Origin of the sequence: Prauserella halophila (assembly GCF_024171895.1) — a bacterium.
Lineage (GTDB): Bacteria > Actinomycetota > Actinomycetes > Mycobacteriales > Pseudonocardiaceae > Prauserella > Prauserella halophila.
Map to the genome: position 1 here is coordinate 387,503 of NZ_JAMTCQ010000011.1, position 23,850 is coordinate 411,352.

Here is a 23,850-nt window from a genome sequence, read left to right on the forward strand (position 1 = left end):
ACCCGGCGCCGGGCCGGCATTCGACTCCCGCGGTCCTCGCCTCTCCCGCACCGGCCTCCTGGCTGGTAACTTCCTAAGCGCACGCTTACTCGATGAGGAGGACTTTCGTGTCGGTGGACAACCCTGTTCCCAACTCTCCGTCCCGCGTTGCCGTCGTGACCGGCGCAGGCCGCGGTATCGGAGCCGCGATCGCCCGGCGGCTCGCCGAGGACGGATTCGCAGTCGCTTTGATCGATCTCGACGAGGCCGGCGCCACGGCGAGTGCGGACGCGATCACCGCCGCGGGCGGAAAGGCGGTCGGACTGGCCGCCGACATCAGCGATGCCGACGAGGTCGAACGCGTCGTCGCCACGGTGGCCGACAAACTCGGACCGCCCACCGTGCTGGTGAACAACGCCGGCATCACGCGGGACAACCTGCTGTTCAAGATGTCCGAATCCGACTGGGATTCGGTGATGGGCGTACACCTGCGCGGTGCCTTCCTGATGTCGCGTGCGGTGCAGAAGCACATGACCGACCAGGGCTGGGGCCGGATCGTGAGCCTCTCGAGCACGTCGGCGCTCGGCAACCGTGGCCAGGCCAACTACTCGACCGCGAAGGCCGGGCTGCAGGGCTTCACGAAGACGCTGGCCGCCGAGCTCGGCAAGTTCGGCATCACCGCCAACGCCATCGCACCCGGCTTCATCGCCACCGACATGACCGCCGCCACCGCCGAGCGGCTGGGCATGGGCTTCGACGACTTCAAGGCCGCCGCGGCGAAGGAGATCCCGGTACGCCGGGTCGGCGAGCCCGAGGACATCGCCCACACCGTGTCGTTCCTCGTCAGCGACGGTGCCGGGTTCGTGTCCGGTCAGGTGATCTACGTCGCGGGAGGGCCGAAGGCATGAGCGCAGCCGAATCCACGAACTCGCCCGAACCCGCCCGCGTCTTCCCCGACCTCGACAGCTTCACCGCCGTCGTCGGCGAGCACCTCGGTCACAGCGCGTGGCACACCATCACACAGGAGCAGGTCGACCTGTTCGCCGACGCGACCCTCGACCACCAGTGGATCCACGTCGACCCCGAGCGCGCCGCGGCGGGACCGTTCGGCGCGCCGATCGCCCACGGGTTCCTCACGCTCTCGCTCATCCCCCGGCTCACCAAGGACATCTACCGGATCGACGGGCTGAGCATGGGCATCAACTACGGCCTCAACAAGGTGCGGTTCCCGCAACCGGTGAAGGTCGGCCAGCGGATCCGCGCGAGTGCCGAGCTCGCCGAGGTCACCCCCGTCGATCAGGGCACGCAAGCCGTCGTGCGGTGGAAGCTCGAGATCGACGGCGAAGCGAAACCCGCCTGCATCGCGGAGACGGTCAGCATCCTGGTGCCGTGAGGCACCGGCCGTCCCCGCACCCCGAGCCGGCACTCCGAGCCGGCACAACACTCGCTCGAGCACAAGGAGGTCGGATGAGCGACGCAGATCCCCCCGGCGTGGACCTGGCGCGCCTGCGCCCTTACCTGGACCGCGAACTGCCGGGAGCCGTCACCGGCCCACTGACGGCACGGCTGATCGAAGGCGGCCGGTCGAATCTCACATACATCATCGGTGACGGCACGCACCGGTGGGTGCTGCGGCGTCCACCGCTCGGCCATGTCCTGCCGACGGCCCACGACATGGGCCGGGAGCACCGCGTCATCAGCGGACTGCACGAGACGGCGGTGCCGGTTCCGCGCGCCCTTTCGCTGTGCACCGACGACAACGTCCTCGGCGCGCAGTTCTACGTCATGGACTTCGTCGAGGGATCGCCGCTGCGGACCGCGGACGAGCTGCAGCCGCGGGGTGAGGAGCGGACGAGGGCGATCGCAGGCCGGCTCGTCGAGACCCTCGTGGATCTGCACGCCGTGGATCCGCATGCCGTCGGACTCGGCGATTTCGGCAAACCCGACGGCTTCCTGGAACGCCAGCTCCGGCGCTGGTCGAAACAGCTGGCCGCCTCCCGCAGCCGCGACGTTCCGGGTATCGACGAACTCCACGACCGGCTCGCGGCCCGCATTCCCGACTCGCCCGCACCCTCGATCGTGCACGGCGACTACCGCCTGGACAACGTGCTCGTCGACTCCGACGACCGCATCGCCGCGGTACTCGACTGGGAGATGTCCACACTCGGCGACCCGCTCACCGACGTGGCGCTGCTCCTGGCCTACTCACAGCTGCACACGCTCGACCTCGACACGGTCAGCGACGTCGGGGCCGCACCGGGACACCCGTCGCCGGAGGAGCTCGGGGATGCCTACGCCCGCGCCTCCGGCCGCGACGTGTCCGCGATGGGGTGGTACCTCGGGTTCGCGCTGTTCAAGCTCGCGGTGATCCTCGAGGGCATCTACTACCGCTACAGCCACGGCCAGACCGTTGGCGAGGGATTCGACCGTATCGGGGCCGGCGTTGCCCCGCTCGTCGCGCGCGGTAACGCCGCGCTGAAAGGGAACTGATGGATTTCGCGGCCGACAGCACCACCGAGGAGTTCGCGGGGCGACTTCGCGAATTCATGGATTCCCACGTCTATCCGGCCGAGCCGGTGCTGCACGAACAGCTCGCCGAGCGCAGCGATCCGTGGTCGGTTCCGCCCGTCGTCGAGGATCTCAAGGCCGAGGCACGTAACCGCGGCCTGTGGAACTTCTTCCTGCCCGGATCCGACGGCGGCGGGCTCACCAACCTCCAGTACGCGCCGCTGGCGGAGATCACCGGCCGCAGTCCCGAACTGGCGCCGGCCGCGTTGAACTGTGCGGCGCCGGACACGGGCAACATGGAAGTGCTGCACATGTTCGGGTCCGCCGAACAGCAGCGCACGTGGCTGCAGCCGCTGCTGGACGGGACGATCCGCTCGGCGTTCGCGATGACCGAGCCGGATGTCGCCTCGTCCGACGCCCGCAACATCGCCACCCGCATCGACAAGGACGGCGACACCTACGTCCTCAACGGACGCAAGTGGTTCATCTCCGGGGCCATGAACCCGAACTGCCGCATCTTCATCGTGATGGGCAAGACCGACCCCGACGCCGAGCCGCATCGGCAGCAGAGCATGATCCTGGTGCCGCGGGACACGCCGGGGCTGCACGTCAAGCGCGGCATGCAGGTGTTCGGCTACGACGACAGCTCCGGCGGCGGGCACGCCGAGGTCGTCTTCGACGACGTGCGCGTGCCCGCCGAGAACCTCATCGGCGAGGAGGGCGGCGGATTCGCCATCGCCCAGGCCCGCCTGGGACCGGGCCGCATCCACCACTGCATGCGGCTGCTGGGCATGGCCGAGCGGGCGGTGGAGCTCATGTGCACCCGCGCCGCCGAGCGGGAGGCGTTCGGCGCTCCCCTGGCGAAGCAGGGTGTCGTACAGGAGTGGATCGCCGAGGCCCGCGTGACCATCGAATCACTGCGGCTGCTGGTGCTGAAGACGGCGTGGCTCATGGACACGGCGGGCAACAAGGGCGCACACACGGAGATCCAGGCCATCAAGATCGCCACCCCGCAGGCCGTCGAGTCCATTCTGGACAAGGCGATCCAGCTGCACGGAGCCGGCGGCGTGAGCCAGGACTTCCCGCTCGCCTCGCTGTGGGCCTCGGCCCGCACGCTGCGGCTGGCCGACGGCCCCGACGAAGTGCACAAGCGCTCCCTCGCCCGCCGAGAACTGAAGAGGTACCAATCTTGACGATCTCCGAGAAGAGCCTCGACGCCGAGGGCCTGCGCGCCCGTGTCGCCGACGTCCTGGCCACCCACGATCCCGCCACGACCGACCGGCTCGAGTTCCTGCGGGCACGGTTCGACGCCGGCCTGGCCTGGGTGCACTTCCCCGTCGGCCTCGGCGGGCTGGACGCTCCGCGGGAGCTGCAGGCGGCCGTGGACGCCGAGTTCGCCGCGGCCGGCGCGCCGGACAACAACCCGCGCCGCATCGGGATCGGCCTCGGCATGGCCGCACCGACCATCCTGAAGTTCGGCGGCGAGGAACTGAAACAGCGACTCCTCCGTCCGCTGTGGACCGGGGAGGAGGTGTGGTGCCAGCTGTTCTCCGAGCCGGGGGCGGGGTCCGACCTGGCCGCACTCGCCACCCGTGCCGTGCGGGACGAAGGAACCGGAGACTGGATCGTCAACGGGCAGAAGGTGTGGACCTCGAGTGCCCACACCGCCCAGTGGGCCATTCTCGTCACCCGCACCGATCCGGACGTGCCGAAGCACCGGGGCATGACGTACTTCGTGCTGGACATGACCCAGCCCGGCGTCGAGGTGCGGCCCCTGCGCCAGATCACCGGCGAGGCCGAGTTCAACGAGGTGTTCCTGACCGACGCGAGGATCCCGGACGCGCAGCGGCTCGGCGAGGTCGGTGCGGGCTGGCAGGTCGCCCAGACCACGCTGATGAACGAACGCGTCGCGATCGGCGGCAACGCCCAGCCGCGGGAGGGCGGCATGGCCGGCAAGGTCGCCGGGACCTGGCGCGACCGGCCCGAACTGCGCACACCCGAGCTGCGCGACCGGTTGGTGAAACTGTGGGCCGAGGCGGAGGCGTTCCGGCTCGCCGGCAGCAGACTGCGCCAGCAGCTCGCCGTCGGCCAGCCCGGTCCGGAGGGCTCCGGCATGAAGCTGGCGTTCGCCACCGTGGCACAGGAACTCGCCGCGCTCGAACTGGAAATCCTCGGTGAGGACGCCTTGCGCTACGACGACTGGTCCATGCGCAGACCCGAGCTCGTCGACTTCACCGGCCGCGAAGCCGGTTACCGGTACCTGCGCAGCAAGGGGAATTCGATCGAGGGCGGCACCTCCGAGGTGCTGCGCAACATCATCTCCGAGCGGGTGCTGGGCCTGCCGGCAGAACCGCGCACCGACAAGGACGTCGCCTGGAAGGACCTGCCCCGATGACCGACGCCGACCTGCTCTACTCGGATGTCGAGACCGACCTGCGCGCGAGCGTGCGCGATCTGCTCACGGACCACTGCGAGCCCGCATCCCTGCTCGCCAGGGTGGAGAGCGACGAGCCGTACGACCGGGCGCTGTGGCGGACGCTCGCGGGCGAACTCGGCGCCGCCGGGCTCGCGGTGCCCGACGAGCTCGGCGGTCAGGGCGCGTCGGCGCGCGAGGTCGCGCTCGTACTGGAGGAGCTCGGCCGGTCGGCGGCGCCGGTGCCGTTCCTCGGCAGTGCCGTGCTCGCCACGTCGGCGCTGCTCGGCTGTGACACGGCGGCGGACGCGGTCGCGGATCTCGTGCGCAGGCTCGCCACGGGAGAAGCCGTCGGCGCCCTCGCCGTGCCGCTGTCGACGATGACCGACGCCGGGTTCCCCGGTGACGTCACGGCCGGCGCCGACGGCACGCTGAGCGGCACCGTCCGGTCCGTCGCCGACGGCACGGCCGCGGACGTGTTCGTCGTCGCGGCGACCGGCCCGGACGGTCCCGGCCTGTACGCGGTCGACGCGGCCGCCGCCGACGTCTCGGCGCCGGTCTCGTTCGACCTGACCCGCCCGATCGCCGACGTCACGTTCCACGGTGCCGCGGCGACCCGCCTGGCAGGACCGGACCGCGCCCCCGATGCGGTGACCGGAGCCCTGCTGACCGGTGCCGGGCTATTGGCGTCGGAACAGCTCGGCCTCGCTCAGTGGTGTCTCGACGAGACCGTGGAGTACCTCAAGAACCGGTACCAGTTCGGCAGGCCGGTCGGTTCGTTCCAGGCGCTCAAGCACCGGCTGGCCGACCTGTGGCTGGAGCTGGTCGGCGCGCGGGCGGCGGCACGGTACGCCGCGGACACGCTGGCCCGCGGTGACGCCGACGCGCCCGTCGCGGTGGCCACTGCCCAGTCGTACTGCGCCGAGACGGCCGTGCACGCGGCCGAGGAGTGCATCCAGCTCCACGGCGGCATCGGCATGACGTGGGAGCACCCGGCACACCTGTACCTCAAGCGCGCGAAGGCGAGTCAGGTCGCCTTCGGCGCTCCGGGCAGGCACCGGGCGGTGCTGGGCGATCTCGTGGACCTGCCCGCCTGACCTGCCGGCGCGGGTGGAGACGCTCCGGGAGGTGGAGCGTCTCCACCCGCGCGTCGTGGTCGTCAGCGGGTCTCGTCGACCAGCCAGGACAGGTAATCCGGGTGGCCACCCGTGACGGGCGTGACGATCACCTCGGGCACGTCGTAGGTGTGGCGCTCGGTGAGCAGCGCGACGAGACTCTCCGACCGGTCGCCCGCGGTCTTCACCTCGACCCGCCACTCCGAATCGGTCTCGATCGCGCCCTCCCAGCGGTACACGCTGGTGATGGGGCCGACGATCTGCGCGCAGGCGCCGAGCCTCGCCTCCACGGCCGCGGCGGCCAGGCCCCGGGCGGCCTCCTCGGAATCGGTGGTGGTCACGACGACGACGTGTTCGTGAGTCATGCGCCCACCCTAGGCGGCCGTGGCCGGACAGCGAGGAGGCCGGGGAAGCGGGGCCGGGGAGCAGCAGGACCGGGAACAGCAGGCCCGGGAGTAGTGGGCCGGGAACCGCAGGACCGAGAACAGCGGTCCCGGGGAACGGGAACCGCTCCCCGGGACCGCTGTCACCACTCGGTCACGAAGCCGGCCCGCCGACGGCGTCCTCGAGCTGCCGCTGCAGCTTGTTCATCCCGCCGAGCCACCGGTCGGTATCGGTGGCGCGTTTCGTGTAGTACTCGGCGACCTCCGGATGCGGCAGGATCAGGAACCGCCCGTCCCGCAGACCCTCCATGACGGCCGCGGCGACGTCCTCGGGTTCGACGGCGCCGGCGCCGAGCAGCGCCTGCCCTGCCGCACCGGCGTCCTCCAACAGTGCCGTGCGCACCCCTTGCGGGCACACGACCTGCGCGCCGACACCCCGGTGCCGGTAGGTCGCCACGAGCCATTCCGCGAACCCCACCGCGCCGTGTTTGGTGACCGAGTACGGCGCGGAGCCGAGGTTCGTGAGCAGCCCGGCCGCCGAGGCGGTGACGAGCAGGTGACCGTTGCCGCGCTCGAGCCAGTGCGGCACCAGCTCCCTGGCCGCCCGCACGTGGGCCATCACGTTGACCTCCCACGACCGGGCCCACGCCTCTTCCGGTGCCTCGGGTCCGCCGTGCTCGGCGACACCTGCGTTCGCGCAGTACAGGTCGACCTCGCCGAGTTCCTCACGGGCACGTTCGACGAGGGCTCGGACCCCGTCCTCGCTCGCGGCGTCGCCCGGTACGGCCACCACCCCGAGGTCCCGCGCGACCGATTCGACGGCCGCACCGTCGGTATCTGCCAGCACGAGGCGGGCGCCCTCGGCGGCGAAGCTCCGCGCGAGCGCCGCACCGATGCCGCGGCCTGCACCGGTGACCACCACGCCCGCATTCTGCAGTTCGACGCTCACAAGCCACCGCCGAGCGTCACGCCGCCGTCCAGCACGAGCGTCTGGCCGGTCAGCCACGCCGCCCGATCGGAGAGCAGGAACGTCACCGCGCCCGCGATGTCCGAGGGCACGCCTAGGCGCTTCAGCGGGTACGACGAGGCGACCTCCGCCTCCCTGCCCTCGTAGAGCTGCGTGGCGAACTGCGTCTTCACGACCGCGGGGGCCACGCAGTTGACGCGGATGTTCGGGCCCAGCTCCCCGGCCAGCTCCGAGGTCGCACGGATGACCGCGGCCTTGCTCACGCCGTACATGCCGATGCCCGGTGACGTGCGGATACCCGCCACGGACGCGACATTGACGACCGATCCGCCGTGCTCACCCATCCACGCATCGCGCACCGCCCGGATCCACGCCAGCGGTGCGAGCACGTTGACCTGGAAGGTCTTTGCGGCGGCGTCGTCGTCACAGTCGAGCAACGAGCCGAAGTGCGGGTTGATGCCGGTGTTGTTGACCAGGTAGTCGATCCGGCCGAAGGCCTCCATCGTCCGGGAGACCGCCTCCTGCCGGTGTTCGGCGTCGTCGGCGCGACCCGCCACGCCGATCGCGACGCCCTCACCACCGAGCTGGGTCACCGCCTCGGCCAGCGGATCCGGTTTGCGCGCGGTGATGCACACCTTCGCGCCGCGATCCACCAGATCCTGTGCGATCCCCAGGCCGATGCCTCTGCTGGCGCCGGTCACCACGGCAACGGTGCCGGTGAGATCGCCCGACCCTGCGGTGCTCGTCATGTCGTTCTCCAATCCGCGCTGAGCGCTCGCTTACACTGCTGACATGTCTGGGATCCCGTCCGCCGGCCCGCAACCGGCCGACCTGTGGCCGGAGGTGCAACCCGATGCGGCGCGCCGGCTCATGCTGGCCGGCGTCGAGTCGTTCGCGCGCCGCGGATACCACGCCACCACCACCCGCGATATTGCGGCGACGGCGGGGATGAGCCCCGCGGCGCTGTACGTGCACTTCCCGTCGAAGGCGGCGCTGCTGTTCACGATCAGCCGCAGCGGCCACGAGCAGGTGCTGGGCCTGGCGCAGCAGGCGATCGACGAGGCGGGCGACCCCGCGACGGCGATCCACGATCTCGTGGAGCGGTTCACGACCTGGCATGCGCAGCGGCACACGATCGCGCGTGTGGTGCAGTACGAGCTGGAGGCGCTGCCGGAGCAGGAGTACGGCGTCGTGGCGAGCCTGCGCAAGGACATCGAACGGCTGGTGCGCGACGTCCTCGACCGCGGCGTCGCCGACGGGGTGTTCACCGTCGGCGACGCCGGTACGGCGGCGCGTGCGGTGCTCTCGCTCGGCGTGGACGTCGCGCGCTGGTACACCGACCGGTCGCGGCTCACCCCGGAGGAGCTCGGCCGTGAGTACGGCCACCTCGTCCTGCGCATGCTCGGTGCGGCGACCGGGGAACGGCCGTGAGGCCGGTGGCGAGTCGCCCGCGTCCGAGTCACGACCGCTCACCTCCCGAGTTCTGCGACAGCACTGTCGTCGCGGTCCGTACGCCCCATCCTAAGCAACCGCTCACCTGATGCACCAGGGCAGGTCGGCATCGACCTCACGACCGGACCGCACCCTGACCTACCCTGGTGTATCCGCCCTCACCCCTGGTCCGGAGTGGACGCACCGCCGCCCCGTCGACGTACCGAGGAAAGCCCATGGCCCCGCACGCGAACCCGCTGCCGGACCCGCACGCGCTACTGGTTCCCGCGAAGGCCGAGGCCCGGTCCGGCGCCGACGAAGGCGGGATACCGATCGGCGCCGCCCTGTTCGACCTCGACGGCACCCTGCTCGGCCGCGGCCGCAACCGGCGGGTCCAGGACGACGACCCGATCATGCACGCCGAGACGGCGGCGTTCCGGAACGCGGGCCGACGGCCGCACTACCGGGACACGATCATGGTCACCACGCTCTCGCCGTGCTGGTACTGCAGCGGACTCGTCCGCCAGTTCGGCATCGGCCGGCTCGTCATCGGCGAGGCCACCACGTTCTCCGGCGGTCACGACTGGCTCGCCGGGGCGGGCGTCGACGTCACGATCCTCGACGACGTCGACTGCACCGCCCTGATGGAGACGTTCATCCGCGAGCGGCCCGCCCTGTGGTTCGAGGACATCGGCACGCCTGCCGACGAGGGCTGACCACCTCGCGCGCCGCAGCGAGGCCTGCCGCGGCGGTCGAGCCGGAGCGCATCGCCGTCCCCGTGCGCGCCGTGAAGCACGGCTGCTTCCTGTTGGAGGTCCGCCGGGCCCGAGCCGGGATCACACGGCCGCGTCGAGCATGCCGGCCCACTGCCGGACGATCTGTGCCCGGCGCGGGCCGTCGTCGGTGAGCAGGTTGGCCAACCCGAGCCCGCGCGCCAGGTCGAGCGTGGCCTGCACGGCTTCGCGTACACCGGGCCGGGTTTCGTCCGCGCCCAGCAGCTCCACGGCGACCCGGTGCGCCTCCCTGCCGACGCGGGCCTGCAGCGGCACCAGCACCTCCCGCAGCCCCGGGTCGTGCGAGGCGGCCACCCACAGGTCCAGCGCGGCGCGGAACTTCACGCCCGTGTAGAGGTCGAGCAGCATCTCGGCCACCACCGGCGTCCGCGCCCGCCCCTGCGGCAGCTCGTCCGCCCGCCGCCGCAGCTCGGCGATCTGCTCCTCCCCCAGCTGTTCGACGGCCGCGACGACGAGCGACTCGCGGGTCGGGAAGTGATGCTGCGCCGCACCGCGTGACACGCCTGCCCGTTCGGCGACCTCGAGCATCGTCGTGGCGTGCCAGCCGCGTTCGGCGAGCGACTCGACGGCCGCGCCGATGAGTTTGCGCCGGGTGGTGCGGCCGCGGGCCTGCCGCCTGCGGCCGTCGGCCGCGGCCGGTTCGCCGCCGGCGGTGTCGCTTGCCGGCCCGTCGTCCGGGGCTCCGTCGTCCGGGGCTCCGGCTGCGGGGACAGGTCCGGCCTCCGCGGCCGCGTTCATCGGCATCGGCTCCTCGTCTCCCGTGGGTGGGATCGCTCCGTGTCTCAGTACGACTTCGGCAGGCCCAGGCTGTGCTGGGCGACGAAGTTCAGCACCATCTCCCTGCTGACCGGCGCGATCCGGCCCACCCGCGCGGCGGCGAGCAACGTACCCAGGCCGTACTCGGAGGCCAGGCCGTTACCGCCGTGTGTCTGCACGGCCTGGTCCACGGTGCGGGTCGCGGCTTCGGCCGCCGCGTACTTTGCCATGTTCGCCGCCTCGCCCGCGCCGTGGTCGTCACCGGCGTCGTACAGTGCCGCGGCCTTCTGCCCCATCAGCTTGGCCAGCTCGGTCTCGATCTTGACCTCGGCCAGCGGGTGCGAGATTCCCTGATGCGAGCCGATCGGGGCGCCCCACACGTTGCGGTCGTTCGCGTAGGCCGCGGCCTTGTCGAGGGCGTAGCGGGCGATGCCGACCGAGAAGGCCGCGCCCAGGATGCGTTCCGGGTTGAGTCCGGCGAACAGCTGCGCCAGCGCGGCGTCCTCGGAGCCGACGAGCGCGTTCGCGGGCAACCGCACGTCGTCGAGGAACAGGCCGAACTGCTTGTCCGCCGAGACGAGATCCATCGGGATCTCCTTGTACTCGAACCCGGGCGTGTCGGTGGGCAGGATGAACAGCACCGGTTTGAGCTTGCCGGTCCTGGCGTCCTCGGTGCGGCCGACGATCAGCACCGCATCGGCTTCGTCCACACCGGAGACGAACACCTTGCGCCCGTTGAGGATCCAGTCCTCGCCGTCCCTGGCGGCCGTGGTCGTGATGCGGTGCGAGTTCGAGCCGGCGTCCGGTTCGGTGATGCCGAACGCCATCCGCACGCTGCCGTCGGCGAATCCAGGCAGCCACGTGCGACGCTGCTCCTCGGTGCCGAAGCGGGCGATGACGGTCGCGCAGATCGCCGGCGACACCACCATCAGCAGCATCGGCGTGCCCGCGGCGCAGAACTCCTCGCACACCGCGGCGAGATCGCCGATGCCGGCCCCGCCTCCGCCGTAGGCTTCGGGTACCGACACGCCGAGGTAGCCGAGGCTTCCCGCCTCGTTCCACAGCTCGTCCGTCTTCCCTCCCGCGCGGGCCTTCTCGAGGTAGTACTCGTGGCCGTACTTGCCTGCCAGCTCCGAGACGGCCTGCCGCAGTGCCTGTCGCTCCTCGGATTCGGTGAAGCCCACCATGTGCGGTTTCCTTCCTGCGTGTGGGACGGGCCGGGAATGCGTTCCGTCCGGTGAGTGCCGGAGCCCGTGCGGGTGTCGTATCGTCCGGAAGCGGTGCGAGGGCGGCACCGGAACGGGCTGTCAGCTCGTGTAGCCGAGCTGCCGGGCCGCCAGTCCGGTGAGGATCTCGGTGGTGCCGCCGCCGATGCCGAGGATGCGGATGTCACGGTAATGGCGTTCCACTTCGGACTCGCTCATGTAGCCGAGCCCGCCGTGCAGCTGCACCGCTTCGTTGACCACCCATTCACCGGTTTCGACGGCGGTGTTCTTGGCGAAGCACGCCTCGGTGATCACGTCCTCACCCGCGGCGTGCCGTGTCGCGACCTCGCGCGTGTACGTGCGCGCCACGTCGACCTTCTGCGCCATCTCGGTGAGCTTGTGCTGCACCAGCTGGCGGGAGATCAACGGACGGCCGAACGTCTCGCGCGTGCGGCACCATTCGGCGGTCACGTCGAGCGCCCGCTGCGCGGTCGCGTAGGCCTGGATCGCCAGCGACAACCGTTCGCTGACGAACTGCGTGGCGATCTGGAAGAACCCGCTGTTCTCCGGGCCGACCAGGTTGGCTGCGGGCACGCGGACGTCCTCGTAGGACAGTTCGGCGGTATCGGAGCAGCGCCAGCCCATCTTGTCGAGCTTGCGGCCCACCGTGAGCCCCGGCGTGGGCTTCTCGACGACGATGAGGGAGAGCCCGTGTGCACCGTCGCCGCCGGTGCGCACGGCGGTGGTGACGAAGTCGGCGCGGCAGCCGGAGGTGATGAACGTCTTGGCGCCGTTGATGACGTACTCGTCGCCGTCGCGCCGCGCCGTGGTGCGGATGCCGGCCACATCGGAGCCGCCGTCGGGTTCGGTGATCGCCAGCGAGCACACCTTGTCACCGGCGAGCGCCGGCTTGACCCAGTTCTCGAGCTGGTCCGGATCGCCGACGGCCGCCATGTGCGGCACGGCGATGCCGCAGGTCAGCAGCGAGGCGACGAGGCCGCCGGACCCGCCCGCGTAGTGGATCTCCTCGGTCACGACGAGCGCGTCGAGGAAGTCCCCGCCTCCCCCACCGGCCTGCTCCGGCAGCGCGACCCCGAGCAGGCCCACCTCGCCCGCCTTCTTGTGCAGCCGGCGCGGCAGTTCGCCTGCGGCCTCCCACTCGTCGAGGTTCGGCAGGACCTCGCGGTCCATGAAATCGCGCACGGTGGAGCGCAGCGCGAGGCGCTCAGGTGTGGCGAGCGGATCCGGCTGGGTCACGGTCACTCCCTCGGTTCTGCGGACGGTTTGGGGCCGGCGGACGGCTGCGGTCCGGCGGCCCGCCCGGTGGCGAACTGACCTGCGGCACGGCCGCCACCGGGCGGGCCGGCGAACGTCTGGGCGATCCGGAGCCACTCCTCCGCGTCCGGGCTCGCCTGCAGGCCGGTGTCGTCGCGATGGCGGCGCTGGGTCACGAGCAGGCAGAAGTCGAGGGCGCTGCCGGTGACGCGGTCGGTGGCGTCGGCGGGCCCGAAGGTCCAGTCCGTGCCGTCGGGCGCGGTGAGCTCGACCCGGAACTCCGCCGCGGGCGGGGTGCGGCCGTGAACGAGGAACGCGAAGTCCCGGGTGCGCACGCCGATGCGGACGACGTGCCGCAACCGGGCGGCGGGGCTGCGCTCCACGCCCAGGGTGTCGGCCACGTCCTGGCCGTGTGCCCACGTCTCCATCAGCCGCGCGGTGACCATCGACGCCGGACTCATCGGCGGGCCGTACCAGGGCAGCTTCCGGCCCGCCGGCACGGCGGCGAGCGCCTCCCGCAGTACCGCCCGGCCTGCGCGCCAGCGGCCGAGCAGGTCGGCGGGCCCGGTGCCGGTGGCGATCTCGCGCGCCCCGGCATCCACGTAGTCTTCACCGCCCTCGACGGCACGCTCGAGTTCTGCACCGAAATCGTCCGGACTGCGCGCGGCGAGCACGGCCCTGTCGTCGGTCCAGGTCAAGTGGGCGATCTGATGCGCGATCGTCCAGCCTTCGGCCGGTGTGGGCCGCTGCCACCCGGCGTCCGACAGTGGTGCGACCAGCTCGTCGAGCTCGGCGCTCTCCGCGTCGAGGTCGTCGAGGATCGCCTCGAGATCGGCCACCGGGTACCTCCTCGTCCCAGATCCTGTGTCGCCGACGGCAGTGCGCCGTGACCGCCCGTGGGCGGATCGCCGCACCGTAGGCCGCGTTCACGCGCCAAATCAAGCACGCGTGATTGTTTTTACCTTGTTGACAAGGTGCCAGCAACCCCCGTAATCACGTCACGGCACACCGTCACCGGCCCGGCCGCCGTCGACGGCACGCCGACCGCCCCCGCCCTGCCCCGTTACTTCCCCGCCGGCGCCCGCAGCAGTGCCCGCTCGGCCCCACGCCGGCCCCGCTCGCATCCGGAGGCCCGATGTCCACGCCGCAGTCCTCGTACCCCGCGCCGTCCCACTCCCCGGTCCACTCGCCTGCCACGACCCCGCCTGCCACGACCCCGGCGGGCGCGCCGGAGTATCCGCCCGAACCGTGGCACCTCACCGCGAACGCCTACCTGTCACTGTGGACGGTCCCGGCGGCCGAGCTGCCCCGGCTGCCCGCCACGCAGCGACCCGTGACGGTCGGCGGCGCGGCGTTCGTGGTCACCGCCTGGTTCGACTACCTGCCGTCGGGCCAGCTGTCGTATCGCGAACTGCTCGCCGCCGTGGCCGTCCGCGGCGGACGCACTCCCACCGGGACGATCACCGAGATCTGGGTCGACAGCCCCTCCTCGCAGGCAGGCGGCCGCGAGCTGTGGGCCGTTCCGAAGGACCTCGCCGACCTCCAGTTGACGCACGGCCGCACCGTCACCGCCACCGCGAGCACCGCAGCCGACTGGGTCGCGACGGCCGCATTCTCGCCGCGCCCGAGCCTGCCGGCCCGGTTACCCATGAACGTCGCGATCCGCCAGCAGGCCGCGTGCGGCCCGCGAACGGCCGCCGTGCGGTCGACGGCGAAGCCGGGGGCGGCGACGGCGGCCTGGAACATCAACCCGGACGGCCCGCTGGGCTATCTCGCGGGACGCACACCGGTCGTCAGCGCGCACCTGTCCGATGCGCGGATCCGGTTCGGAGCCTGAACTCGCGCGGCGGCATGCCGTGCCACCGCGCGAACGCGTGCAGGAAGCTCGACGGCTCGCTGTAACCGAGCCGGTGGGAGATCTGCTCGACCGTCAGTGTCTCGTCAGCGAGGAGCTCCTCGGCTCTCCCGCGCCGCACCCCGTCGACCAGGTCGCGGTAGCGCACGCCTTCCGCCGCCAGCCTGCGGCGCAGTGTGCGCTCGGTCATCGACAACGCCGCGGCGACCTCCGCCATGCCCGCGCCGGGACCGATGCCGGCGAGCGTCCGACGGACCCGGGCGGCCACTCCGGTGTCCCGTCGCATCCCTTCGAGCACCTGCCGGCACTGCCGTTCGCACCACGCCAGGGTGTGTTCGCTGGCCTGCGGCATCGGCTGCTCCAGCACCGCGTGCGGGAACGTGATCCCGGTGCTGCTGCCGAACTCCGGATCCACGCCGAGAATCGCCCGGTACGGCTGCGGGTCCACGGGCTCGGGGGCACGCAGTGACAGCACCGTCGGCCTCAGATCGGCGCCGGCCTGCTCGCGCACGAGGGTCACGATCGCCGCGATGTCGCGTGCCACCAGGAACGCCCGCACATCGGCGGGTACCTCGTCGTCGCGGCACCGGAGCTCTGCCAGCGGACCGCCGGTGCGCAGTTCCGGCAGGCAGAAGACGTACGTCAGCTCGATGTAGCGCAGCGCGAGCTCGACCGCCTCGTGCACGGTCGCACAGCTCGTCACCGCATAGCCCCAGATGCCGTACGACGTCGCGTGATACCGCGTGCCCGCTTCCAGGCCCAGCACCCCGGGATCACGTCCGGGCCGGCTCTGCACCAGGTTGCGCACCACGGCCAGTTCCTGTTCGGCGGCGACCAGCGCCTGCGGGTCCCGCAGCATCGCCGCATCGAGCCCCGTTCCCGCGAGGACGTCGCCGGTGGACTGGCCGAGTTCCTCCGCGAACCCGGCCAGCAGCGCGGTGCTCGCCACCCCGCGGGGAAAATCCCATCCGGACACGTGGCCGAAAGTATCAATATCGTGTCCGCCGCTGCGGTGGGCCGGACTCCGGCCGCGTCCCTAGGCTGCCGCCATGACCACTCGCAGCACCGCGCTCGTCGTCGGAGCCGGTTTCGGCGGCATCGCCATGGCCATCGAACTGCAGCGCCACGGGATCGACGACGTCGTCGTCCTCGAGAAGGCCGCCGATCTCGGCGGAGTATGGCGGGAGAACAGCTACCCCGGTGCGGGCTGTGACGTGCCCTCCCCGTTGTACTCGTTCTCGTTCACCGCAGCGACGCGCTGGCCGCGGCGCTACGCCCGGCAGCCCGACATCCTCGCGTATCTGCGGCGGGTCGCTCATCAGTACGGGGTCACCGGCCGGATCCGGTTCGGCCGCGAGGTCGCCTCGGCCGAGTTCGACGAGACCACCGCCCGGTGGCTGGTGCGCACCACCGGTGGCGAGGAGTACGAGACGCGGGCGTTCATCCCCGCCGTCGGCCAGCTCTCCCAGCCTGCGTATCCGGACATCCCCGGCAGTGAGACGTTCCGCGGCGCGGCGTTTCACTCGGCCGAGTGGGACCACGACTGCGACCTGACCGGCAAGCGCGTCGCGGTGATCGGCACCGGCGCGAGCGCGATCCAGTTCGTACCGCAGATCCAGCCACAGGTCGGGCACCTGGCCGTGTTCCAGCGGTCGGCGCAGTACATCCTGCCCAAACGCGACCATGCCTACGACCGCTGGTACCACGCACCCCTGCGGACAGTCCCCGCGCTGCAGCAGCTCGACCGTCTCGGGTTCTGGCTCTACGCCGAGTTCGCACAGGCATGCCTGTCGCGGTGGCAGGCACTCACCCCGCTGTTCGGCATGCAGGCCGCCAAGCACCTGCGGACGCAGGTCGCCGACCCGCGGTTGCGTGAGCAGCTGACGCCGGACTACACGATCGGCTGCAAGCGCATCCTGTTCAGCAACGACTACCTGCCTGCGCTCACGAAGCCCGCGGTGGACCTCGTGACCGACGACGTCACCGAGATCACCCCCGACGGGGTGCGGACTGCCGACGGCACGTTCCACGACGTCGACGTCATCATCTACGGCACCGGATTCGCCGCCCAGGACCTGCTCGCGCCGATGACGATCCGCGGCCTCGGCGGGCACCGGCTCGCCGAGACCTGGCGCGACGGCGCCCGCGCCCACCTCGGCATCACGGTGCCGGGCTTTCCCAACATGTTCCTCGTGTACGGGCCGAACACGAACCTCGGCGGCAGCTCGATCGTCTACATGCTGGAGAGTCAGGCGCGCTACATCCGCGACGCCGTCAGCACCCTCCGCGCCCGGCCGGACCGATACCTCGACGTCCGCCCGGAGGCCGAACGCGCCTGGGACGAGACGGTGCAGCGCAGGCTCGCCCGTTCGGTGTGGACCCGTTGTCAGAGCTGGTACCGGGCCGCAAGCGGCCGCGTGGTGTCGAACTGGCCGGGACGGACGCGCGAGTACCGCCGCCGTACGCGCCGCGTGAACCTCGCCGACTTCCGCCTCGGCTCCGCCTCGCGCCACCCGTCCCGAACCGTGCCGGCCGACTGACGCATCGTCCGCCCGTCGAGCGCGACGGCCGCCGAGGGGCGGCGGGCGCGACATCGTGCCCGGGAGCCCGGCCTGCGGTCGGGGGAACGCCCTTGTCGTTGTGCCAACACGTGCAGCATCGTGAAAGAAGGCATCGTGAAAGAAACGGGTCCCGCGACGAGGAGAAGGTGCCGTCATGGCCGTCACACCAGTCACTGCCGCCCGGGGTGCGACCACGGCCGCGATCGACCGGATCAGCACGACGCTGCGGGAACGCATGCCGCCGCTGACCGCGTGGCCACTGCCCGGTGCCGTCGACGAACGGCTGCTCAAGCAGCGCTGGCCCGCGCGCGAGCTGGCCACACCTCCCGCGGACAGCGGGCTCGCACCCGTGCTCGGCGACGCGGGCCCGCCGCTCGTGGGCAACGCGTTGACCCAGATGCGCTTCGGTGTCGAGTTCGGCCTCCACCGGTTCGAGCGCTACGGGCCGGTGTCGTGGACCGGAGCCTTCGGACAGCGGATCGTCACCCTCACCGGCGCCGATGCCACCCAGGCCGCACTGGTCAACCGCGACAAGGCCTTCTCACAGGAGGGCTGGCGGTTCTTCATCGACAGGTTCTTCCACCGCGGGTTGATGTTGCTCGATTTCGACGAGCACCGCATGCACCGGCGGATCATGCAGGAGGCCTTCACCCGCGACCGCCTCGGAGGCTACGTCGCGAGCATGGGGCCGGCACTGCGCGAGGGCATCCGGGCGTGGCCCTCGTCGCCGCGGCTGTACTGGGCACTCAAGCAGCTCACCCTCGACGTCGCCACTCGCGTGTTCATGGGCATGCGCACCGACGACGAGACCCGTGAGATCAACCGGGCCTTCGTGGCATGCGTACGGGCGGGTACGGCCCTGGTGCGGTTCCCCGTGCCGGGCGGCCGGTGGCGTGCCGGACTCGAGGGCCGCAAGCGCCTTGAGCGTTACTTCGCCGCCAACCTGCCCGCACAGCGAGCAGGCGACGGCGACGATCTGTTCTCCGCGCTGTGCCACGCCACGACACCGGACGGCGAGCGGTTCAGCGACACCGACGTCATCAATCACATGGTCTTCCTCATGATGGCCGCGCACGACACCACGACGATCACCGCCACGGCCGCGGCCTACTACCTCGCGAAGAACCCGGAGTGGCAGGACCGCGTTCGGGCCGAGTCGCTCGCGCTCGGCGACGACCACCCGGACATGGCGGCGCTCGACTCGCTGACGTCGTTGGAACTGGTCATCAAGGAGGCACTCCGGCTCGTCGCGCCGGTGCCGAGCCTGTCGCGCACGGCCGTCAAGGACACCGAGGTGCTCGGGCACCACATCCCGGCGGGTTCGCTCGTCAGTGTCACGCCGGCCGTGAACCACTTCGACCCCGCGTGCTGGACCGATCCGCACCGATTCGACCCCGAGCGGTTCGCCGAGGAACGCCGCGAGGACAAATCGCACCGGTTCGCGTGGATGCCGTTCGGGGGCGGTGCGCACAAGTGCATCGGACTGCACTTCGGCATGTTCGAGACGAAGGCGCTGCTGCACGAACTCGTCCGGTCGTACCGGATCACCGTGCCGCGTGATTACGAGGTCCGCTGGGACCACGTCTCGCTGCCCGTACCGGTCGACGGCCTGCCGGTCCACCTCCAGCCGGTCTAATCACACAGAGTGACACATACTGCGCGTAGAACCACCCGTACAGTCGGTGGACACAGCGTGGCCGACATGATGATGTTGCATACTTAACGGCCGACTCGATCGACGATGCAAACACTGCGGTACTCCGCAGGGTGGGCAGACGGGCGAGCCGGCCTTCGACATGTCGAAGCCGTGTTCCAGCGCAGTCGGGGCAGCTGGATCGCACGGCTGTGCCATCGGTGTTTTGGAAAGGCGCACGTTGAGAGAGGTGCACGGTGCCCGAACCTGGTGACGCACCAGGGTTGTCCCACATCACCCGCCGCTGGGCCGCCGAGATCGCCGCCGCAGCCGGGTCGACCGTGCCCACGGCCGAACTCGAACGTGCCCTCGCCGCCGCGGTCCGCGAAGGGGCCGACGCCGGCGCGGCGCAGTGCCGCACCCGGCACGACTCCTCGGTGGAGCGCTTCGCCGCGCTCTATTCCTCCTCGCCGTGCGGTGTCGCCCTCGCCGGCCCCGACGGCGTGATCCTCGACGCGAACCCCGCCATGCTCGAACTGCTCGACGTCACGCTCGACGATCTCGTCGGCCGTACGCTCACCGGGCTCGGCACCGGCGAGCGCGATACGGCCGCACTCCGCACCGCCCTCTCCGATCTCGCCGAGGACGGCCGCGCCCGCAAGCGCGAGCAGGTCCACCTCGGCCCGGCCGAGGAGAGCTTCGCGCTGACCAACATCACCGTCACGGCACTGCCGAGCGCCGAAGGCGACCGCCTGCACCCGGTACTCCTCGCGGAGAACATCAACGAACTGCAACTGCTGCGCGAAGCGCTACGGCGGCAGAACACCCACGACCAGCTGACCGGGCTGCCCAACTCGCGTAGTTACCAGACGACGCTCGAAACCTGGCTCGGGTCTCCGGAGTCCGACCGGATCGCGGTCGTGTATCTCGACATCGACGGCTTCAAAGTCATCAACGACGGCCTCGGCCCCGGCTCCGCCGACGACGTCCTGCGCTACGCCGCAGGCAAACTCGAGACCGTGTTCCGGGGTCCGGACACCGTCGTCGCCCGGTTGTCCGGTGACGGGTTCGGGGTCCTGCACCGGGGTCCGGTCACCGCCGCCGCGGTGATCGAACTCGTGGAAGCGGCGATGGCCGAACTCGCCGAGCCGGTCTACGTCGGGGACCTGGGCGTCGCGGTGAGCATCAGCGCGGGCATCGTCGTCCAGGACGCGGGTACCGGTACGACCGAGGAGATCCAGCGCGCCGCCGAGATCACGCTGCACCGCGCCAAGGAGGCAGGACGCGCCCAGTGGATGCTGTTCGAGCCCGAGCTCGACTCCGGCGATCGCAAGCGCTACGGCATCGGTGCCGGTATCGGCGGCGGCATGGAGAACGGTGAGTTCGACGTCGAGTACCAGCCGACGGTGAAACTCGACGGCACCGACGAGATCGCCGTCGTCAACGCCGTCCTGCGGTGGAACCACCCCGAACACGGCATGTTGACGGGTGACGAGTTCTTCCCGCTCGCCGACACGACCGGCATGACACCCGGCCTCGGCACGCTGCTGCTCACCAAAGCGATGTCGGACGCCGCCGCGTGGTACCGCGACTATCCCACGGCGCCGGATCTGTGCGTACGACTGCCGACACGACTCGCCGTCGACCCGAACCTCGTCCGCATCATCCGCGACGAGCTCGACCGTACCGGCCTGCCGCCGCAGAAGCTGCGCATCTGCACCGACAGTCTCGCACTCCTCTACCCGCGCGGCGAGGTACTGGACACGTTGTCCGTACTGGCCGACCTGGACGTGAAGATCACGCTCGCCGTCTCCGGCGCCTCGGACCTCGAACTGGTCCACACCCACCAGCTCCCCGTCGGGTTCGCGATCCTGTCCGGCCCGCTGGTCGACGGCCTCGCCGCCGAGGGCACCGAGGCGGACAACGCCCGGGCACACCTGTACGCGCTCCTCGAACGCACGAACGAGCTGGGAATCAAACGCGTCGGCGCGGACGGCGTCCGCAGCGCGGCCCACGGCCAGCGGCTCCGGGACGTGGGCATCTTCGCCGGCCGCGGCGACCATTACGGCGGTTCCGCCACGGGTACCGAGATCGCCGCCGTACTCGACCAGCGATACTCCCCCGCATGAACACCGACGAGTTCGCCCCGGATTTCACACTGCCCGACCAGAGCGCCACGCCCCGGTCGCTCACCGGCTTCCTCGAAACCGGTCCGGTTGTGCTGTTCTTCTATCCCGCAGCGATGACCCCCGGCTGCACGGCCGAGACGTGCCACTTCCGCGACCACGCGGCGGAGTTCGCCGAGGTCGGTGCACACCGGGTCGGTATCAGCCCGGATCCGGTGGACAAGCAGCAGAAGTTCGACACGACCCATGACGTGGGCTTTCCGCTGTTGTCCGACGCGGACGGCGCCGTCGCGCGGCAGTTCGGCGTGCGGCGGGCGTTCGTGCCGCTGGCCACCAAGCGGCACACGTTCGTCATCGGCACCGACCGCCGGGTGCTCGCGGTCGTCAAGAGTGAGCTGCGCATGGCGGTGCACGCGGAGCGCGCCCTGGACGTGCTGCGCCGCACGGCCTGACCCGGCCGCCCGGCGGCTCCCCACTCCCCGCGTCCCGTCCCGGTGGCCCGCCCGCGCTCAGGGCGAGCCACCGGGCGCGTCATTCGGTGATCGCATTCTCCGGCACGGGTGTGTCGTTGCGCAGCGCGTCGAGCAGCGCGGTCGAGCGCTGTTCGTCCCACTGCTCGGCCGAGGCCGACACCGTGGGCATCGTCGTACTGACCACCTCGTCGCTGGAGATGCCGCGCATGGCCCAGGCCAGAGCCATCAGGTGGTGCAGGTGGTCCTCGTCGTCCATCGCCAGCGCATCCGGCGCCTCGGCCAGCAGCGGCACCACGGCGAAGGGGTTCAGCAGTGTGCCGGGGCTGGCCATCTGGCTGACCATCTCGCCGATGAACCGGCGCTGGTTGACCACCCGGTCCAGGTCCGAACGCGGCGTCGCCGGGCTGTAGCGCATACGGACGAACCCGAGCGCCTGCGCACCGTCGAGCTCCTGCGTCCCCGCCGGGATGGTGATCCCGGTCTTCGGATCGTGCATCTCCTGCTCGATGTCCATCTCGACGCCGCCCATCGCGTCGACCATGCCCGCGAAGCCGCCGAAACCGATCTCCGCGTAGTGGTCGATACGCAGGTCGGTGGCCTGTTCGACCGTCTTCGCCAGCAGCGGGGCACCACCGAACGCGAACGCCGAGTTGATCTTCCCGGAGCCGTGACCGGGGATCTCCACGATCGAGTCCCGCGGCAGGCTCAACAGCGTCGGCTTCGTGTCGTTGTCCGGCAGGTGCGCGATCATCATCGTGTCGGTGCGGCTGCCGCCCGCGTCACCGGTGGACAACGTGTCCTTCTGATCCTGGTCGAGTCCCTCCCGCGAATCGGACCCCACGATCAGCCAGTTGGTGCCCTCCGCCGCGGCCGGCCTTCCCTCGTAGTCCTGGATCGCATCGATGCGGTTGATCGAGAACTCCAGATACAACCACACCCCGGCCAGCAACAACACGATCACCATCGCCAGCGCTCCGGCGACCCTGCCGAACGACCACCGGCGCTTGCGGCGCCCCTTCGGGCGCGGACGTTCCGGAGGCGGTTCCTCGGGCGGCGGGGCGATCCGGGTGTCCTGCTGCGGCGCCGCGCGCCTGGCCTGCTCGTTACCGGGTAACGGCATCATCTGGGCCCGCTGGTGGTCACGCGGCCCGCGCGGTCCCGGGCGGCCACCCTGCGGACCACCACCCTGAGGAGCACCCGGACGTCCGGGCCCACCGGGTCCTCCCGGTCCGCCCGGACCTCGCCGGTGCGGCGGCCGGCCCTCCGGCCGTCCCCCGCCGTACTGCCCGCCCTGCGTCATGCCCGTCTCCCGATCCGTCTCACTACTGCTCCGCCCTCCGCGCCTGCACTCGATCCGTTCGCGGCACCGGGTCGGTTACGTGCGGGGTTGTTCGAGTGCTGGCACGGTCCCGGGAGTGCGGGCCCGTGACGTACCTCGTCCACTACACCGCACCTTGTCCACTACGCCGCACCCGGTCCACTACACCGCACACCCACTACCGAAGACGCATGCGGCCCCGATCCGGTTGCACCACCCGCCGCCGCACCTGTGGCCCGCAGCTGGTTCAACCGCTGGTCACGGTACGTCACAGGGTGATCGACAAGTGTGTGGGAGCAGGCTCACACCACGCGTCGTCGAGATCGGCAACCCGCGGTCCGGCCGGTAGCTCCAGTCCGCGCGCCGTCGTGTCCAGCACCAGCCGTCGCCACACCCCCGGCCTGCGCAGCATCGCGTGCCGCTCGCCGGTGAGCTCCACCCGGGCGAGATGGCCCGCGACGGCCACAGCGCGCTCGGCGTAACCGCGGGACGCGGCCGGGCTGGTGCGCTCGTCGGCCGTGCCGTGCGCGAGGAGCACCCTGCGTCCGCGGACCGGCTCCACCGGGTCGCCGTCGGGCGTCCACGGTGCGAGCGCGCACACCGCGCGGACGGCGTCGTCGTCGGCGACGGTCAGCGCGACCCGGCCTCCCATCGAATGCCCGGTCAGCGTCACGGGGACGCCCGGATGCTCGCTCCGGATGCGCGCCAGTGCCCGGCGCGCATCGACGACCGGGTCGTACGCCGGTCCGTTCCAGCCCCGGACACGATTGCGCAGCAGGTAGACATCCACCCCGTGCGGTCCGTAGGCGGCCGCCAGGGCGCGGGCGAACGGCACCATCCGCAGGTACGCGAGGTGCCACGGCCGCACCGGCTCCGTGCCGTGCTCGGCGCCGCCGTGCAGGACGAGCGCCACACCCCGGGTGGTGCCGCGGCCTCGCCGCACCGTGAGCGCCGGTGCCGCCGCGCCGGCCGCGCCCGGTTCACCCGTCATGCCCTCACCGCCACTGCCGCCGTCCGCACCCGAACCCTCCTCACCTGAGCCGCACGTACCCGAGCCG

The 23,850-nt window shown here is 71.2% G+C and carries 23 protein-coding genes; 13 read left to right on the forward strand and 10 right to left on the reverse strand.

Annotated features, from left to right (window positions below; translation table 11 throughout):
• Positions 1-92 precede the first annotated feature (92 nt).
• From fabG to LY41_RS16675, 6 genes are all read left to right on the forward strand, one after another.
• Positions 93-887 (forward strand): 3-oxoacyl-ACP reductase FabG, encoded by a 795-nt coding sequence (fabG, locus tag LY41_RS16650; RefSeq protein WP_253864945.1) that lies wholly within the window; start codon positions 93-95, stop codon positions 885-887.
• Positions 884-1,372 (forward strand): MaoC family dehydratase, encoded by a 489-nt coding sequence (locus LY41_RS16655; protein ID WP_253864946.1) that lies wholly within the window; start codon positions 884-886, stop codon positions 1,370-1,372. Before fabG ends, LY41_RS16655 begins: the two co-directional genes overlap by 4 nt.
• Positions 1,373-1,446: 74 nt before the next feature.
• Positions 1,447-2,469, forward strand: a complete 1,023-nt coding sequence (locus LY41_RS16660; RefSeq protein ID WP_253864947.1) for a phosphotransferase family protein — start codon at positions 1,447-1,449, stop codon at positions 2,467-2,469.
• Entirely contained in the window at positions 2,469-3,680 is a 1,212-nt protein-coding gene (locus LY41_RS16665) for an acyl-CoA dehydrogenase family protein (RefSeq protein ID WP_253864948.1), read from the forward strand. Before LY41_RS16660 ends, LY41_RS16665 begins: the two co-directional genes overlap by 1 nt.
• A gap of 2 nt (positions 3,681-3,682) precedes the next feature.
• Positions 3,683-4,882, forward strand: coding sequence for an acyl-CoA dehydrogenase family protein (locus LY41_RS16670; RefSeq protein WP_253865066.1), 1,200 nt, complete (start codon positions 3,683-3,685; stop codon positions 4,880-4,882).
• Positions 4,879-5,997 carry an acyl-CoA dehydrogenase family protein gene (locus tag LY41_RS16675; RefSeq protein WP_253864949.1) on the forward strand — a complete coding sequence of 373 codons (1,119 nt, stop codon included), beginning with the start codon at positions 4,879-4,881 and terminating at the stop codon, positions 5,995-5,997. The genes LY41_RS16670 and LY41_RS16675 overlap by 4 nt, the downstream gene beginning before the upstream one ends.
• A gap of 62 nt (positions 5,998-6,059) precedes the next feature.
• On the opposite strand, the gene cutA is transcribed toward LY41_RS16675, so the two are convergent.
• From cutA to LY41_RS16690, 3 genes are all read right to left on the reverse strand, one after another.
• Positions 6,060-6,380 carry a divalent-cation tolerance protein CutA gene (gene cutA / locus LY41_RS16680; protein ID WP_253864950.1) on the reverse strand — a complete coding sequence of 107 codons (321 nt, stop codon included), beginning with the start codon at positions 6,378-6,380 and terminating at the stop codon, positions 6,060-6,062.
• Positions 6,381-6,552: 172 nt separating this feature from the next.
• Positions 6,553-7,347: an SDR family oxidoreductase gene (locus LY41_RS16685; RefSeq protein ID WP_253864951.1), complete on the reverse strand. Its 795-nt coding sequence runs from the start codon at positions 7,345-7,347 to the stop codon at positions 6,553-6,555.
• Positions 7,344-8,114 carry an SDR family oxidoreductase gene (locus LY41_RS16690; RefSeq protein WP_253864952.1) on the reverse strand — a complete coding sequence of 257 codons (771 nt, stop codon included), beginning with the start codon at positions 8,112-8,114 and terminating at the stop codon, positions 7,344-7,346. The genes LY41_RS16685 and LY41_RS16690 overlap by 4 nt, the downstream gene beginning before the upstream one ends.
• A 43-nt stretch (positions 8,115-8,157) precedes the next feature.
• Here LY41_RS16690 and LY41_RS16695 point away from each other — a divergent pair, with 43 nt between their 5' ends.
• Entirely contained in the window at positions 8,158-8,796 is a 639-nt protein-coding gene (locus LY41_RS16695) for a TetR/AcrR family transcriptional regulator (protein WP_253864953.1), read from the forward strand.
• A 236-nt stretch (positions 8,797-9,032) separates the two neighbouring features.
• The gene (locus tag LY41_RS16700) at positions 9,033-9,512 is read left to right on the forward strand and encodes a nucleoside deaminase (RefSeq protein ID WP_253864954.1); all 480 of its coding nucleotides are present in this window, start codon (positions 9,033-9,035) and stop codon (positions 9,510-9,512) included.
• 120 nt (positions 9,513-9,632) lie between these two features.
• Here LY41_RS16700 and LY41_RS16705 read toward each other — a convergent pair whose 3' ends face one another.
• From LY41_RS16705 to LY41_RS16720, 4 genes are all read right to left on the reverse strand, one after another.
• Positions 9,633-10,328: a TetR/AcrR family transcriptional regulator gene (locus LY41_RS16705; protein WP_253864955.1), complete on the reverse strand. Its 696-nt coding sequence runs from the start codon at positions 10,326-10,328 to the stop codon at positions 9,633-9,635.
• Between the two features lie 44 nt (positions 10,329-10,372).
• Positions 10,373-11,530, reverse strand: a complete 1,158-nt coding sequence (locus LY41_RS16710) for an acyl-CoA dehydrogenase family protein (protein WP_253865067.1) — start codon at positions 11,528-11,530, stop codon at positions 10,373-10,375.
• A gap of 123 nt (positions 11,531-11,653) precedes the next feature.
• Positions 11,654-12,808 carry an acyl-CoA dehydrogenase family protein gene (locus LY41_RS16715; RefSeq protein WP_372493299.1) on the reverse strand — a complete coding sequence of 385 codons (1,155 nt, stop codon included), beginning with the start codon at positions 12,806-12,808 and terminating at the stop codon, positions 11,654-11,656.
• Positions 12,809-12,810: 2 nt separating this feature from the next.
• Positions 12,811-13,665 (reverse strand): TIGR03084 family metal-binding protein, encoded by an 855-nt coding sequence (locus LY41_RS16720; protein ID WP_253864956.1) that lies wholly within the window; start codon positions 13,663-13,665, stop codon positions 12,811-12,813.
• 296 nt (positions 13,666-13,961) lie between these two features.
• Here LY41_RS16720 and LY41_RS16725 point away from each other — a divergent pair, with 296 nt between their 5' ends.
• Positions 13,962-14,663 (forward strand): acetoacetate decarboxylase family protein, encoded by a 702-nt coding sequence (locus LY41_RS16725; protein WP_253864957.1) that lies wholly within the window; start codon positions 13,962-13,964, stop codon positions 14,661-14,663.
• Here the strand turns inward: LY41_RS16725 and LY41_RS16730 are convergent.
• Positions 14,620-15,657, reverse strand: coding sequence for an AraC family transcriptional regulator (locus LY41_RS16730; protein ID WP_253864958.1), 1,038 nt, complete (start codon positions 15,655-15,657; stop codon positions 14,620-14,622). The two genes, LY41_RS16725 and LY41_RS16730, sit on opposite strands and share 44 nt — an antisense overlap.
• Before the next feature lie 73 nt (positions 15,658-15,730).
• On the opposite strand from LY41_RS16730, the gene LY41_RS16735 reads away from it, so the two are divergent.
• The 4 genes from LY41_RS16735 to LY41_RS16750 all read left to right on the forward strand — a co-directional run bounded on the left by LY41_RS16735 (position 15,731) and on the right by LY41_RS16750 (position 21,453).
• Positions 15,731-17,221 carry a flavin-containing monooxygenase gene (locus LY41_RS16735; RefSeq protein ID WP_253864959.1) on the forward strand — a complete coding sequence of 497 codons (1,491 nt, stop codon included), beginning with the start codon at positions 15,731-15,733 and terminating at the stop codon, positions 17,219-17,221.
• A 256-nt stretch (positions 17,222-17,477) separates the two neighbouring features.
• Positions 17,478-18,878 carry a cytochrome P450 gene (locus LY41_RS16740; protein WP_372493305.1) on the forward strand — a complete coding sequence of 467 codons (1,401 nt, stop codon included), beginning with the start codon at positions 17,478-17,480 and terminating at the stop codon, positions 18,876-18,878.
• Between the two features lie 254 nt (positions 18,879-19,132).
• Positions 19,133-21,004 (forward strand): diguanylate cyclase domain-containing protein, encoded by a 1,872-nt coding sequence (locus LY41_RS16745; RefSeq protein ID WP_253864961.1) that lies wholly within the window; start codon positions 19,133-19,135, stop codon positions 21,002-21,004.
• Positions 21,001-21,453 carry a peroxiredoxin gene (locus LY41_RS16750; RefSeq protein WP_253864962.1) on the forward strand — a complete coding sequence of 151 codons (453 nt, stop codon included), beginning with the start codon at positions 21,001-21,003 and terminating at the stop codon, positions 21,451-21,453. Before LY41_RS16745 ends, LY41_RS16750 begins: the two co-directional genes overlap by 4 nt.
• A 79-nt stretch (positions 21,454-21,532) precedes the next feature.
• Here LY41_RS16750 and LY41_RS16755 read toward each other — a convergent pair whose 3' ends face one another.
• Complete coding sequence (locus tag LY41_RS16755; protein WP_253864963.1) at positions 21,533-22,597, reverse strand: LCP family protein; 1,065 nt, start codon at positions 22,595-22,597, stop codon at positions 21,533-21,535.
• A gap of 463 nt (positions 22,598-23,060) precedes the next feature.
• A complete protein-coding gene (locus tag LY41_RS16760) occupies positions 23,061-23,783 on the reverse strand; it encodes an alpha/beta hydrolase (protein WP_253864964.1) in 723 nt (240 codons plus the stop codon).
• Positions 23,784-23,850: the final 67 nt, after the last annotated feature.